The sequence below is a fragment of the Amycolatopsis acididurans genome, from assembly GCF_012328925.1.
Lineage (GTDB): Bacteria > Actinomycetota > Actinomycetes > Mycobacteriales > Pseudonocardiaceae > Amycolatopsis_E > Amycolatopsis_E acididurans.
This window is the reverse complement of the sequence record NZ_JAAXLS010000022.1, coordinates 72062-85741: the sequence shown is the minus strand read 5'-3', so window position 1 is coordinate 85741 and position 13680 is coordinate 72062. Positions and strand designations below refer to the sequence as shown.

The following is a 13680-nucleotide window of genomic DNA, read 5'->3' as shown; positions in this document are numbered from 1 at the left end:
CCACGCGCTGGCCCGTCACCACACTGATCCGAAGGACAGAGCATGGCTAAGCGCAGCAAGGCCTACCGTCAGGCCGCCGAGCTGATCGACCGCGAGCGGCTGTACGCACCGCTCGAGGCCGCGAAGCTCGCGAAAGAAACCTCCAAGGTCAAGATGGACGCCACGGTTGAGGTGGCCGTGCGTCTCGGGGTCGACCCCCGCAAGGCCGACCAGATGGTCCGCGGCACCGTGAACCTGCCGCACGGTACTGGTAAGACCGTCCGCGTCATCGTTTTCGCCGTCGGCGACAAGGCCACCCAGGCCGAGGCCGCCGGTGCCGACGCGGTCGGCAGCGACGAGCTGATCGAGCGCATCCAGGGTGGCTGGCTCGACTTCGACGCCGCGATCGCTACGCCGGACCAGATGGCGAAGGTCGGGCGCATCGCCCGCATCCTCGGCCCGCGTGGTCTCATGCCGAACCCGAAGACCGGCACCGTCACGCCGGACGTCGCGAAGGCCGTCACCGACATCAAGGGCGGCAAGATCAGCTTCCGCGTCGACAAGCAGGCCAACCTGCACCTGGTGATCGGCAAGTCCTCCTTCGACGCCGACAAGCTCGTGGAGAACTACGCGGCCGCCCTGGACGAGATCCTGCGGGCCAAGCCGTCCGCGGCGAAGGGCCGTTACCTGAAGAAGATCACCTTCTCCACCACCATGGGCCCCGGCATCCCGGTCGACCCGGGCCGCACCCGGAACCTGCTGGCCGAGGACGCCAACGCCTGAGGTTCTCAGTACTGCCGGATGGCCGCCTTTCCCTTTCGCGGGGAGGCGGCCATCCGCTTTCTCAGCGGCTGCTGGGCGCCGTGGTGGGGGCGCAGGTCTTCGGGCCCGGCCGGTGGTCGGTGATGAGCCACTGGTTGCGTTCGATCTTGGTGACCACGAACGTGCCGAGTGCGGGCCCGCCCTTGATCGTGAACGCACACGAGTCGATCGTGATGCTCGTGGCGTCGGGGTCGTACTGGCTCGGGAAGATGGATTCCGCGTAGTCGTTGACGTTCGTCACCTGGGTGTGCAACGTCTCGGCGGCGACCTTGCAGTCCGCGAAGCCGAGGTCGTCGGCGAACTTCTGCTGCACGTCGTCGCGGAAGCGGCCGCACGCCATCGGAACCGCGTTCTGTGCGATCGCGTCGTACACCGACCGCACGGCCTCGTAGGGCGCCGTAGACAGCTCGGTGTGCGCGTGGTACTTCCCGCCCCCGGTCTCCGACGCCGGGCGGTTGTCGTTGCTGTTGTCGGGGAAGAAGTGGTCGTAGGCCAGCTTGCCCGCGATGATCAGCACGATCAGGATCAGCAGTGCCGACAGGAGCTTCCAGGCGAGGCGTTTGACCCAGCGCGGCACCTTGATCTTCGGGCCGGGCGGGGGCGGCGGAGGCGCGAGCTGGACCTGCCCGCCGTGCGGCGGTGGCGGCACCGGGGGCGAGCCCTGCTGGGTCGCGGGCACCATCCGGCCCTGTTGCTGCGACTCGGTGAATCGCAGGTAGTCCTGGAACTGCTGGAATTGCTCGAACTGCCGCAGTTGCTCGGGATCCAGCTGCGGCGGCTGGATCGGTTCCGGCTCCGAGGACGCCCCTTCCGATGGGGGAGCGGGACGCCGGGGTTCCAGCTCGCCTCGGTCGTCGGGCTCGTCGCCAGGTCGCTGTCCAACCACCCGCCCATGATGCCCGGCGCCTCCCGCCGCTGACCACCGGGAGGGTCCGTGTATCCTGGACGACGGTTCTACCGAAGACCGCTGGTTTTCTCCGTGTCCCTGTGCACGGAGAACGAAGGTCCCGCATCGCCGGGCGGCCCGCGCAGGAGGAACGAGGCAGATTGCCGCGCTTGCACGTGCGCGCATCCCATGACGCCCCGCGCCTGTTGCGTTGGGGCGTTTTCGTCGTTTCGGGCTCCTTTCGTCAAGGCCGGTGGTCTACCAGCCAAGAGAGGAGGCGAGGAATGGCGAAGCCCGACAAGGTGGAGGCAGTCGCCGAGATCGCGGACCGGTTCCGCACCAGCTCGGCCACCGTCGTCACCGAGTACAACGGCCTCTCCGTGTCCCAGCTGAGTCAGCTGCGCCGCGCTCTCGGCACCAGTGCCAAGTACCGGGTCGCGAAGAACACCCTCGTCAAGCGCGCCGCGCAGGACGCCGGGATCGACGGCCTCGAGGAGCTGTTCGTCGGCCCGACCGCCATCGCCTTCATCGAGGGTGAGCCGGTCGACGCCGCGAAGGCCCTCCGCGATTTCGCGAAGGACCACAGCAACCTGGTCATCAAGGGCGGCTACATGGATGGCCGCCCGCTCACGGTCGACGAGGTCACGCAGATCGCCGACCTCGACAGCCGTGAGGTGCTGCTCTCCAAGGCCGCGGGTGCCTTCAAGGCGAAGCTGTCCCAGGCCGCCGCGCTGTTCCAGGCGCCGGCGTCCCAGGTGGCCCGCCTGGCGGCCGCGCTGGAAGAGAAGCGCAAGGACGAGGCACCAGCCGAGAGCTGAGATCACCCCCCAGAACCACCCCGATAAGAAAGGAACGCCACCATGGCGAAGCTGAGCACCGAAGAACTGCTCGACGCTTTCAAGGAGCTGACCCTGCTCGAGCTCTCGGACTTCGTGAAGAAGTTCGAGGAGACCTTCGACGTGACCGCGGCCGCCCCGGCTGCCGTCGTGGCCGCCGCCCCGGGTGCCGCGGGTGCCGCCGCCCCGGCCGAGGAGGAGAAGGACGAGTTCGACGTCATCCTCGAGGGTGCCGGCGAGAAGAAGATCCAGGTCATCAAGGTCGTCCGCGAGGTCGTCTCGGGCCTGGGCCTGAAGGAGGCCAAGGAGCTCGTCGAGGGCGCCCCGAAGGCGATCCTGGAGAAGGTCGACAAGGACGCCGCCGAGGCCGCCAAGACCAAGCTGGAAGAGGCCGGCGCCAAGGTCAGCGTGAAGTAAGTTCCGTATTACGGAATTTCGAGAGGCGGGCACCCTTCGTGGGTGCCCGCCTTTCTGTTCACCTGGATTGTGTATTGCCAAACTCGTGAGTAACCTCCACGGCGCTCAACTCGTTGCACCCGGAAGACGCGGACGTGCTCACCGTGCGCGACCTGTCTAGGGTGTGTGAGCCGTCACCGTAGGAGCTCCAGGAGGTGCGATGGGTGCCGAGGTGGTCATCGAGGGTCTGACGAAGTCGTTCGGCCGGCAGACCATCTGGCGGGACGTGACGCTCACTTTGCCTCCAGGCGAGGTATCAGTGATGCTGGGTCCGTCGGGGACCGGGAAATCGGTTTTCTTGAAGTCCATGATCGGCTTGCTCAAGCCCGATCGTGGCAAGTGCGTCATCAATGGTGTGGACATCGTCCGCTGCAGCGAGCACAGGCTGTACGAGACGCGGAAACTGTTCGGTGTGCTGTTTCAGGACGGCGCGTTGTTCGGTTCGATGAACCTCTACGACAACGTCGCGTTCCCGCTGCGGGAGCACACGAAGAAGTCGGAGACCGAGATCCGCCGGATCGTGCTGGAAAAGCTCGAAATGACGGGTCTGGCGGGCGCGGAGAAGAAGCTGCCCGGTGAGATCTCCGGTGGTATGCGCAAGCGCGCGGGCCTGGCCCGAGCGCTGGTGCTGGACCCCGAGATCATCCTGGTGGACGAGCCGGACTCCGGTCTGGACCCGGTCCGCACCACCTACATCTCGCAGCTGTTCCTGGACGTCAACACCCAGATCGACGCGACGTTCCTGATCGTCACGCACAACATCAACCTGGCCCGTACGGTGCCGGACAACCTGGGCATGCTCTTCCGCAAGGAACTGGTCATGTTCGGGCCGCGCGAGGTGCTGCTGACGTCCGAGGAGCCGGTGGTCAAGCAGTTCCTCAACGGCCGCATGGACGGCCCGATCGGCATGTCCGAGGAGAAGGACTCCGCGACGATTGCCGCCGAGCGCGCGATGTTCGAGGCCGGGCACCACGCCGGTGGTGTCGAGGAGATCGAGGGCATCCCGCCGCAGATGCAGCCCGCCCCCGGCATGCCCGTGCGCCAGGGCGCGATCCGCCGCAAGGACCGCGTGATGCAGATCCTGCACACGCTGCCGCCCGCGGCGCAGCAAGGGATCATCGACTCGCTGAGCCCGGAGGAGCAGGCGCGCTACGGCGTGCACCCCCGGCGCCGCGATCAGCAGCCCACGTGGGACCAGACTGTCGAGACCGCCCCGGTGACCGGCCACCACGGCCAGTTGCCGCAGGACCAGATCGCTCAGTTGCCGAGAACCGGCGGCCGCCGCCGCTCTGATCAAGGACCGGGTGGGGCATGAGGGATGACGACCAGAGGGAGGAATCCCTCGAATTGACACAGCGCACTCGTGCCTCGCGGGAGTTCTCGCGTACCGAGGGACGAGGGGAGCGAGACCTCCCATGAGCACTACGGCCTCTCGGGCCAAGATCCCCGGCGCGGGGATGCTGCGAGAGACCGGGAAACTGTTCGCTCTCGGGCTGGACATCATTCGCGGGTTCTTCCAGCGACCCTTCCAGCTCCGCGAGTTCATTCAGCAGTCCTGGTTCATCGCCAGCGTCACCATCCTGCCGACCGCGCTGGTCGCCATCCCCTTCGGCGCGGTGATCTCCCTGCAGTTCGGCTCGCTCGCCCGCCAGCTGGGCGCGCAGTCCTACACCGGCGCGGGCAGCGTGCTCGCGACCGTGCAGCAGGCCAGCCCGCTGGTGACCGCGTTGCTGGTCGCCGGTGCGGGCGGCAGCGCGATCTGCGCCGACATCGGCGCCCGCACCATCCGCGAGGAGATCGACGCGATGGAGGTGCTCGGCGTCTCCGCGGTGCAGCGGCTGATCGTGCCGCGCGTGCTCGCGTCGATGCTGGTGGCGTTGCTGCTCAACGGCATGGTCAGCGTCATCGGCGTGCTCGGCGGCTACTTCTTCAACGTCGTGCTCCAGGGCGGTACCCCAGGTGCGTACCTGGCCAGCTTCTCGGCGCTGGCGCAGCTGCCCGACCTGTGGGTCGGTGAGCTCAAGGCGCTCATCTTCGGGTTCATCGCCGCCGTGGTGGCGGCCTACCGCGGGCTCCACCCGTCCGGTGGTCCGAAGGGGGTGGGCGACGCGGTGAACCAGTCGGTGGTCATCACGTTCCTGCTGCTGTTCGTGGTCAACTTCGTGATCACCCTGGTGTACCTGCAGATCGTGCCCGGAAAGTTGAGCTGATCATGGCTACGTTCGGCCAGAGCGCGAAACGGATCGCGAACCGGCCACTCGAGGTTCTCGACAACTTCGGTGACCAGATGTCGTTCTACGCCAGGGCGCTGGCGTGGACCCCGCGGACGATCCGCCGCTACACCAAGGAAGTGCTGCGCCTGCTCGCCGAGGTCAGCTTCGGCTCGGGTTCGCTCGCCGTCATCGGCGGCACGGTCGGCGTCATGATCGGCCTGACCCTGTTCACCGGTGTGCTCGTCGGTCTGCAGGGCTACTCGGCGCTGAACTCGATCGGCACCTCGGCGTTCACCGGCTTCCTGACGGCGTTCTTCAACACCCGCGAGATCGCGCCGCTGGTGGCCGGTCTCGCGCTGTCGGCGACCGTCGGCGCGGGCTTCACCGCGCAGCTGGGCGCGATGCGGATCTCCGAGGAGATCGACGCGCTCGAGGTCATGGGCGTGCCGAGCCTGCCGTACCTGGTGACCACGCGCATCATCGCCGGGTTCGTCGCGGTCATCCCGCTGTACATCATCGGCCTGTTGTCGTCATACCTGGCGTCCCGCCTTGTCGTCATCTACATCTACAAACAATCGGCGGGAACCTATGACCACTACTTCGACCTGTTCTTACCTCCGCAGGACGTCTTCTATTCGTTCGTCAAGGTCCTCATCTTCAGCGTGGTGATCATCTTGACGCACTGTTACTTCGGCTACCGTGCCTCCGGCGGCCCCGCGGGTGTGGGCGTCGCCGTGGGCCGCGCCGTGCGGCTCTCCATCGTGACCGTCGCGATCATCAACTTCTTCATCGGTTTCGCGATCTGGGGCACGACGACCACGGTGAGGATCGCGGGATGACGACACTGCGCCGCAGGCTGCTGGGGCTGGTGCTGATCGCTGTTCTCGTCGGCGGGATCACCCTCTCCATCGCCATGTACAACAAGGCGTTCACCGACACGGTGGACGTCAAGCTGGAGGCCGGCGACATCGGCAACCAGCTGCTCGAGCAGTCCGACGTGAAGGTGCGCGGGCTCATCGTCGGGTCGGTCAAGTCGATCACGGCGCGGTCGGACGGCGCGGAGCTCACGCTGGCGCTGGATCCGGCCTCGGCCAAGATGATCCCGGCCAACGTCTCGGCCCGCTTCCTGCCGAAGACGCTGTTCGGCGAGCGCTTCGTTTCGCTGGAGATCCCGCAGAACGCGTCCTCGTCCACTTTGCGCAGTGGCGACGTGATCCCGGAGGACCGCACCCAGGACGCCGTGCAGCTGTCCGCGGCGCTGGACGACCTGCTGCCGGTGCTGCAGGCCGTGCAGCCGGAGAAGCTGTCCACGACGCTGACCGCGATCTCCACGGCTCTGCAAGGCCGCGGCGACCAGCTCGGCCAGACGTTGTCGCAGCTGGGCAACTACCTCAGCGACCTCAATCCGCACCTGCCCGCGCTGCGGCAGAACCTGCAGCAGCTGGCGAAGTTCTCCGACAACCTCAACGCGTCCGCGCCGGACCTGGTGCAGGCGCTGGACAACCTCTCGACCACCAGCAAGACCATTGTGGACGAACAGCAGAACCTCCAGGCGCTCTACGCCAACGTGACCCAGAGCTCGCAGACGCTCGAATCGTTCGTGCGGGGCAACGCGAGCAACCTCATCAGCCTGGCCGCGAATTCGCGCCCGACGGCCGAACTGCTGGCCAAGTACGCGCCCGAGTACCCGTGCCTGCTCGGCAACATGGCCGACCTGGTGCCGATTGTGGACCAGGCGCTGGGCAAGGGCACCAACCAGCCCGGCCTGCACGCCACGGTGGAGGTCGTGGTCAACCGCGGGCCCTACAAGGCCGGCCGGGACGAGCCGAAGTTCGAGGACAAGCGCGGGCCGCGCTGCTACAACGTGAAGGACTTCCCGCAGCCGTTCCCGCAGTACCCGCCGGACGGTCCGATCAAGGACGGCAGCCAGCCGACCCCGGCCTCGCGCACCGCCAACGACGGGCTGCAGCCCGCCAACACGACCGCGACCGCGGGCGGATACAACGGCGGCAGCGGCACGACCGCGGGTAACCCGGCCAACAGTCCCGCCGAGAACGACCTGCTCGCGCAGCTGGTGGGTCCGCAGGTCGGCATGGACCCGGCCGACATGCCCGACTGGGGCAGCCTGCTCGTGGGCCCGCTGTACCGGGGCGCGGAGGTGACGGTCAAGTGAGGGGACTCGTCGCACCGCTGATCAAGCTGACGATCTTCATCGTCGTCACCGTGCTGTTCACCGCGGTCCTCGGCATCAGCATCGCCAACATCAACACCAGCGACACCAAGGGCTACAGCGCGCGGTTCTCCGACGCGACACTCGTGCTCCCCGGTGACGAGGTGCGGATCGCGGGCGTGAAGGTCGGGCAGGTCACCGACGTCAAGATCGTGGACCGCCGTCAGGCGCAGATCGACTTCGAGGTGGACTCCAACCGCACGCTGCCCGCCGGGGTGCGGGCGACGATCAAGTACCGCAACCTGGTCGGCCAGCGCTACATCTCGCTGGACCAGGGCACCGGTGATCCGAGGCAGGCGCTCAAACCGGGCGCGACGATCCCGATCAGCCAGACCAAGCCCGCGCTGGATCTGGACGAGCTGTTCAACGGGTTCAAACCGCTGTTCACCGCGTTGAACCCGGACGATGTCAACAAGCTCTCCTACGAGATCATCCAGGTCCTGCAGGGCGAGGGCGGCACGATCGACAGCCTGCTCGCGCACACCGCGTCGCTGACCACGACGATCGCCCAGAAGGACCAGGTGATCGGGCAGGTCATCGACAACCTCAACAGCCTGCTCGACACGGTCAACGCGCGTACCCCGCAGCTGTCCGACCTGATCGTGAAACTGCAGCAGCTCGTGTCGGGGCTGGCCGCCGACCGCAAGCCGATCGGTGACGCGATCGACGCGCTCGGCGGGCTGGCCAAGACCACGAGCGGACTGCTCGAACAGGCCCGTGAGCCGTTGAAGAACGACATCGCGGCCCTGGGCGTACTGTCCAACAACCTCAACGATTCCGAGCCACTGGTGGAGCACTTCATCCAGTTCCTGCCGCAGAAGGTGACGACGCTGGCCCGGACCGCGGACTACGGCTCGTGGTTCAACTTCTTCCTCTGCTCCACCAAGGGCACGGTGGCGCTGCCGCCCGTCGTGATGCCCATCGACGTGCCGATCCAGCCCCAGAGCCAGGCGAGGTGCGGCTCGTGAAAAGCTTCCAGTCCCGCAACCCGATTCCCATCGCCGTCGCCGGTCTCGTCGTGATGGTGCTGGGCTTCATCGTCGCGCTCAACGCCGACAGCCTGCCGATCATCGGCGCCGGCACCACCTACACCGCCGACTTCACCGAGGCGGGCGGGCTCAAGGCCGACGACGAGGTGCGCATCGCGGGCGTCAAGGTCGGCAAGGTGACCGACGTCGAGCTCGACGGCGCGCAGGTGAAGGTGTCGTTCAAGGTCAAGGACGCCTGGCTCGGCGACAAGACCAACGCCGTCATCAAGATCAAGACGCTGCTCGGCCAGAAGTACCTCTCGCTGGACCCGGTCGGCGACAAGACGCTCAACCCCGGCACGACGATCCCCAAGGAGCGCACGCTCGCGCCCTACGACGTGCTGGACGCCTTCCGCGATCTGTCGTCCACAGTGGACCAAATCGACACGAAGCAGCTCGCGCAGAGCTTCGACACGATCTCCCAGACGTTGTCCGGCACGCCGGACGAGGTGAAGGGTGCGTTGTCCGGTCTGTCGCAGCTGTCGGACACGATCGCCAAGCGGGACACCCAGCTCTCGCAGCTGCTGTCGAACACCAAGCAGATCAGCCAGACGCTCGCCGACCGCGACGCCGAGCTGAACAAACTGCTGACCGACGGCAACCAGCTGCTGGACGAGATCTCCAAGCGGGAGCAGGCGATCTCGACCCTGCTGACCGGGGCCCAGACGCTGTCGACGCAGCTGCAGGGGCTGGTCAACGACAACGACGCGCAGCTGGAGCCGGTGCTGAAGTCGCTGGATCAGCTGACCGCGATGCTGCAGCGCAACCAGGACTCGCTCGCACAGGGCATCCAGCGGTTCGCGCCGTTCATCCGGGTGTTCACCAACACGGTCGGCAACGGGCACTGGTTCGACAACTACATCTGTGGTTTGGTCCTGCCGTCCGTGGCCGGCGTGCTCAACGATCAGGGGTGTAATCAGCGATGACCGACACCCGATTCGGACAGACAGTGGCGCGTGGCGTCGCGATCGCCTGCGTGCTCGGGCTCGTGGTGGCCGGCGTGCTGTCGTGGACGCTCAAGGACGCCGGCAAGAAGCACGTGACCGCCTACTTCCCCAGCGCGATCGGGCTCTACGCGGGCAACAGCGTGCGCGTGCTCGGCGTCGAAATGGGCACCGTGACCGCGGTGGAGCCGATGGGCAAGCAGGTCAAGGTCGAGATGACCTACGACCGGTCGGTGTCGCTGCCCGCCGACGCGCAGGCCGCGATCGTGGCCCCGTCGCTGGTGAGCGACCGGTACGTGCAGTTCGCGCCCGCCTACACCGGCGGCAAGGTGATGGACGACGGTGCGAGCATCCCGGTCAACCGCACCGCGGTGCCGCTGGAGGTCGACCAGCTCTACTCGAGCCTGGACCAGATCAGCCAGTCGCTCGGCCCGAACGGGGTCAACAAGAACGGTTCACTGGCCGATCTGCTGACCACGCTCGCGCAGAACATGAACGGCAACGGACAGGCGCTGCACGACACGATCACCAAGCTCAGCCAGGCCTCGTCGACGTTGTCCGGCAACAAGGACGACTTGTTCGCGACCATCCAGAACCTCGCGAACTTCACCACCATGCTGGCCAACAGCGACGGCCAGGTGCGGCAGTTCGAATCGCAGCTCGCCGGTGTCAGCGGGTATCTGGCGGGGGAGAAGGACAACCTCGCGGCCACCGTTCAGCAGCTGGGCACGACGCTGGCGCTGGTACAGGACTTCATCAACAAGCACCACGACCGGCTGCGCTCCAATGTGGACAAGCTGGCCAGTGTGACCAAGGTGCTGGTCGACCAGCGCAGCGCGCTCGCCGAGATCCTCGACGTCGCGCCGGTCGGCCTCAACAACGTGATCAACGCCTACAACGGGTCCGCGGGCACGCTCGACGCGCGGGCGAACCTCAACGAGCTCACCCAGCCGCCGATCGTGATGATCTGCGGGCTGCTCAAACAGGCGGGCAAGCTGAACCTGCTCGGCAACGCGTGCGATTCGGTTGCCGGGGTCCTCGACGGAACGGTCAAGCTGCCCTCGGTCGCGCAGACCGTGCACGCGCTGCAGAGCGGGCAACTGCCGCCGCTGCCGCTGCCGTTCACCGACCTCTACGGAACGGGGGCGTCGCAGTGAAACGCTTCGCGCTCGCCGCCGCCGGTGTCGCGGCCGCGCTGACACTGACCAGCTGCGGTTTCGGTGGTATCTACAGCGTCCCGCTCCCGGGCGGCGCCGATGTCGGCGATCACCCGTACACGGTCAAGGCGCAGTTCCGCGACGTGCTCGACCTGGTGCCCAAGTCCGGGGTCAAGGTCAACGAGGTCCCGGTCGGCCGGGTCGAGTCGATCGGGCTGACCCCGGACGGCTGGCACGCCGAGGTCACCATGGAGATCAACGGCGGCGTGAAGCTGCCCGCGAACGCGCTCGCCAACATCCGCCAGTCCAGCCTGCTCGGCGAGAAGTACGTCGAGCTGACCTCGCCCGGCGCCGATCTGGCGCAGGGCACGCTCGTCAACAACGCCGAGATCCCGCTGGAGCGCACCAACCGCAGCGTGGACGTGGAGGAGGTGCTCGGTGCACTGTCGATGCTGCTCAACGGCGGTGGGGTCGAGCAGCTCAACACGATCACCAAGGAGCTCAACTCCGCGACGCAGGGCCGCGAGCCCGACATCAGGAACCTGCTCTCCAGCGCCAACGACCTGGTGTCCACTCTGGACAAACAGTCGGCCGACATCACGCGGGCGCTGGACGGGCTGAACCGGCTGTCGTTCACGCTGTCCAACCAGAAGGACAAGATCGCGGGCGCGATCGACTCCCTGGCCCCCGGTCTCGGCGTGCTCGAACAGCAGCGCGGTCAGCTGGTGACGATGCTGCAGGCGCTGCAGAACCTTTCCGGCGTCACCGTCGACACGATCAACAAGAGCCAGGCCGACGTGGTCGCCGACCTCAAGGCGCTGCTGCCGACGCTGCAGAAGCTCGGCGAGGCGGGTGCGAACCTGCCGAAGTCGCTCGAACTGCTGCTCACCTACCCCTTCAGCGACCAGGCGGTCAACGGGGTGAAGGGCGACTACTTCAACCTCTACGTCAACATCGACCTGAACCTGCAGACGGTGCTGCAGAACCTCGGCCGCAGCAGGGACAACCCGCTGGCCGGGGTGCTGCCCGACAGCCTCGGGCTCACCGGCGGCAGCCCCTCGGGCACGCAGGCGAACTCGACACCGCCGCTGCCGCTCAACCTCCCCACCCAGGGGACGAGCGGCGGCCAGAACGCGGCCCAGCCGCAACAGACCGGCGTCGCCGGAATCTTCGGACTGCTGGCGGGAGGTTCCTGATGCTCGTTCGCAGGACGAAGATCCAGCTGATCGCGTTCCTCGTGATCTCGGTGGTCGCGATCGTGTACGCGCTGATCCGGTTCGCCGGGCTCGGGCAGGTTTTCGGGCAGACCGGGTACACGGTCAAACTCGAACTGGCCAACTCCGGTGGCATCTTCACCGGCGCCGAGGTCACCTACCGCGGGTTCAACATCGGCAGGGTCGGGCCGCTGCGGCTGACCGCGCAGGGGCTGGAGGCCGAGCTCGACATCGACCCGAAGACCCCGCAGGTGCCGCAGAACCTCACCGCCGTGATCGCCAACCGGTCCGCGGTCGGCGAGCAGTTCGTCGACCTGCGCCCGGTCACCGAGAGCGGCCCGTACCTGGGCGGCGGCTCGGTCATCCCGGTCACCAAGACGCAGACGCCGGTCAGCACCGAGCAGGTGGTCTCCGATCTCGACGGGCTCGCCAAGTCGGTGCCGACGAACGCGCTGCGCACGGTCGTGGACGAGTCCTACAACGCGTTCAACGGGACCGGGCAGGACCTGCAGGTGCTGCTGAACACCGTGCGGGACTTCACCGCCTCGGCGCAGCAGTACCTGCCGCAGACGGTGCAGCTGCTGGACTCGGGCAACACCGTGCTCAAGACCCAGAACGCGGAAGCGTCGAACATGGCCGAGTTCAGCAAGAACCTGAACCAGCTGTCCGCGACGCTGAAGAACTCCGACGGGGATCTGCGGCGCCTGATCCAGGTGACCCCGCAGGCGGCCTCGGTCATCAACCAGATGGTCACCGACGTGGGGCCGGGCCTGTCCGAGCTGTTCGCGAACCTGCTCACCACGTCGAACCTGTTGCTGACCAGGCAGGACGGCATCGAGCAGGTGCTGGTGAGCTACCCGCTGCTCTCGATCGGCGCCCGCAGCGTCGCACCCGGCGACGGCACGGCGCACCTCGGCCTGGCGCTCAACCTGTTCGACCCGCCCCCGTGCACGAAGGGTTACCAGAAGCCGGAGCAGTACCGGCCGGGTACCGACACCTCGGCGCGGCAGCCGGACTGGAACGCCTACTGCGCCGAGCCGACCGGCAGCCCGGTCGACGTGCGTGGTGCGCAGAACGCGCCGTACAACGGCGTGCCCGTGCAGCCGACGCAGCAGCAGGTCGCCCAGAATTCCAACCGGGACGAACAGCAACTCGCGGAGATGCGCGGCACGCCCGGGGTCGTCGGCTCTCCCTCCGTGTCCATCACCAGCCTGTCCGGTCTGCTGGGACTGCCCGGCTGACCGGGAGCTGACAAGCGTTTATCTACTCTGGAGTGTTATGAGTTCGGACGAGACGGCGGTCATGCCCGCGCCGGCCGAGGACGTGCCCGGCAAGGAGCCGAACACCGGCCGCTACGTGCTGCTGGGCTCCGCGACGCTGGCGATCGCCGCGCTGATCGTGGCGGCGATCTTCGGGATCCAGTGGTGGGTCTCCTCCGGCAACGGCAACCTCTCGCTCGCGCAGAACCGCGACGACGTGTCGAAGACGACCGCGCAGGCCGTCCGGGCCTTCATCGCCGTGGACTACACCAACGTGGACCAGTACTTCCAGCAGCAGCTGGCCATCTCGGACAACGATCTGGCCGGCCAGCTCAAGGGCAACCAGCAGAACTACCGTCAGGCGATCATCGACGCGAAGACCAAGGTCACCGACGTCAACGTGATGGACGTCGGGGTCGAAGAGCTGAACACGCACGACGGTAAGGCCAACGCACTGGCCGCGGTCAGCTACGTGGTCAACCGCGACGGGCAGCAGCCGGCGCCGAAGATGCAGCGCCTCGAGCTCCAGCTCACCAAGGTCGGTGACGCCTGGAAGCTGTCCTCGATCGGCTCGGTGCCGACGGTGGCCGGAAGCTAAAGCGCGACGTAGGGAGTTTTCTCGTGCCATCCAGTTCGCCACGCCGCCCACCGCAACC

General features: G+C 67.1%; 14 protein-coding genes. 13 read left to right on the top strand and 1 reads right to left on the bottom strand.

The features are described 5' to 3' along the window. The first annotated feature begins 42 nt into the window (after window positions 1-42). A complete protein-coding gene (rplA, locus tag HFP15_RS26310) occupies window positions 43-762 on the top strand; it encodes a 50S ribosomal protein L1 (RefSeq protein ID WP_168519431.1) in 720 nt (239 codons plus the stop codon). A gap of 61 nt (window positions 763-823) precedes the next feature. Here rplA and HFP15_RS26305 read toward each other — a convergent pair whose 3' ends face one another. Then, window positions 824-1687, bottom strand: a complete 864-nt coding sequence (locus HFP15_RS26305; RefSeq protein WP_312871748.1) for a hypothetical protein — start codon at window positions 1685-1687, stop codon at window positions 824-826. Window positions 1688-1971: 284 nt separating this feature from the next. Here HFP15_RS26305 and rplJ point away from each other — a divergent pair, with 284 nt between their 5' ends. The 12 genes from rplJ (at window position 1972) to HFP15_RS26245 (ending at window position 13622) form a co-directional block, all read left to right on the top strand. Continuing rightward, a complete protein-coding gene (rplJ, locus tag HFP15_RS26300; RefSeq protein ID WP_168519430.1) occupies window positions 1972-2505 on the top strand; it encodes a 50S ribosomal protein L10 in 534 nt (177 codons plus the stop codon). 42 nt (window positions 2506-2547) lie between these two features. After that, window positions 2548-2940 carry a 50S ribosomal protein L7/L12 gene (gene rplL, locus HFP15_RS26295; protein ID WP_168519429.1) on the top strand — a complete coding sequence of 131 codons (393 nt, stop codon included), beginning with the start codon at window positions 2548-2550 and terminating at the stop codon, window positions 2938-2940. A 199-nt stretch (window positions 2941-3139) separates the two neighbouring features. Further along, the gene (locus tag HFP15_RS26290; protein ID WP_168519428.1) at window positions 3140-4294 is read left to right on the top strand and encodes an ABC transporter ATP-binding protein; all 1155 of its coding nucleotides are present in this window, start codon (window positions 3140-3142) and stop codon (window positions 4292-4294) included. 100 nt (window positions 4295-4394) lie between these two features. Then, entirely contained in the window at window positions 4395-5189 is a 795-nt protein-coding gene (locus HFP15_RS26285) for an MlaE family ABC transporter permease (protein ID WP_168519427.1), read from the top strand. Between the two features lie 2 nt (window positions 5190-5191). Continuing rightward, the gene (locus HFP15_RS26280; RefSeq protein WP_168519426.1) at window positions 5192-6031 is read left to right on the top strand and encodes an MlaE family ABC transporter permease; all 840 of its coding nucleotides are present in this window, start codon (window positions 5192-5194) and stop codon (window positions 6029-6031) included. Beyond that, window positions 6028-7365, top strand: a complete 1338-nt coding sequence (locus HFP15_RS26275) for an MCE family protein (RefSeq protein WP_168519425.1) — start codon at window positions 6028-6030, stop codon at window positions 7363-7365. Before HFP15_RS26280 ends, HFP15_RS26275 begins: the two co-directional genes overlap by 4 nt. After that, window positions 7362-8390 carry an MCE family protein gene (locus tag HFP15_RS26270; RefSeq protein ID WP_168519424.1) on the top strand — a complete coding sequence of 343 codons (1029 nt, stop codon included), beginning with the start codon at window positions 7362-7364 and terminating at the stop codon, window positions 8388-8390. Before HFP15_RS26275 ends, HFP15_RS26270 begins: the two co-directional genes overlap by 4 nt. Continuing rightward, window positions 8387-9376, top strand: coding sequence for an MCE family protein (locus tag HFP15_RS26265; protein WP_168519423.1), 990 nt, complete (start codon window positions 8387-8389; stop codon window positions 9374-9376). Before HFP15_RS26270 ends, HFP15_RS26265 begins: the two co-directional genes overlap by 4 nt. Beyond that, window positions 9373-10551 (top strand): MCE family protein, encoded by a 1179-nt coding sequence (locus HFP15_RS26260; protein ID WP_168519422.1) that lies wholly within the window; start codon window positions 9373-9375, stop codon window positions 10549-10551. Before HFP15_RS26265 ends, HFP15_RS26260 begins: the two co-directional genes overlap by 4 nt. Beyond that, on the top strand, window positions 10548-11747 hold the full coding sequence (locus HFP15_RS26255) for an MCE family protein (protein WP_168519421.1): 1200 nt from the start codon (window positions 10548-10550) through the stop codon (window positions 11745-11747). Before HFP15_RS26260 ends, HFP15_RS26255 begins: the two co-directional genes overlap by 4 nt. Then, entirely contained in the window at window positions 11747-13006 is a 1260-nt protein-coding gene (locus HFP15_RS26250; RefSeq protein ID WP_168519420.1) for an MCE family protein, read from the top strand. Before HFP15_RS26255 ends, HFP15_RS26250 begins: the two co-directional genes overlap by 1 nt. A 37-nt stretch (window positions 13007-13043) precedes the next feature. Next, window positions 13044-13622, top strand: coding sequence for a hypothetical protein (locus HFP15_RS26245; protein WP_168519419.1), 579 nt, complete (start codon window positions 13044-13046; stop codon window positions 13620-13622). Window positions 13623-13680 lie beyond the last annotated feature (58 nt).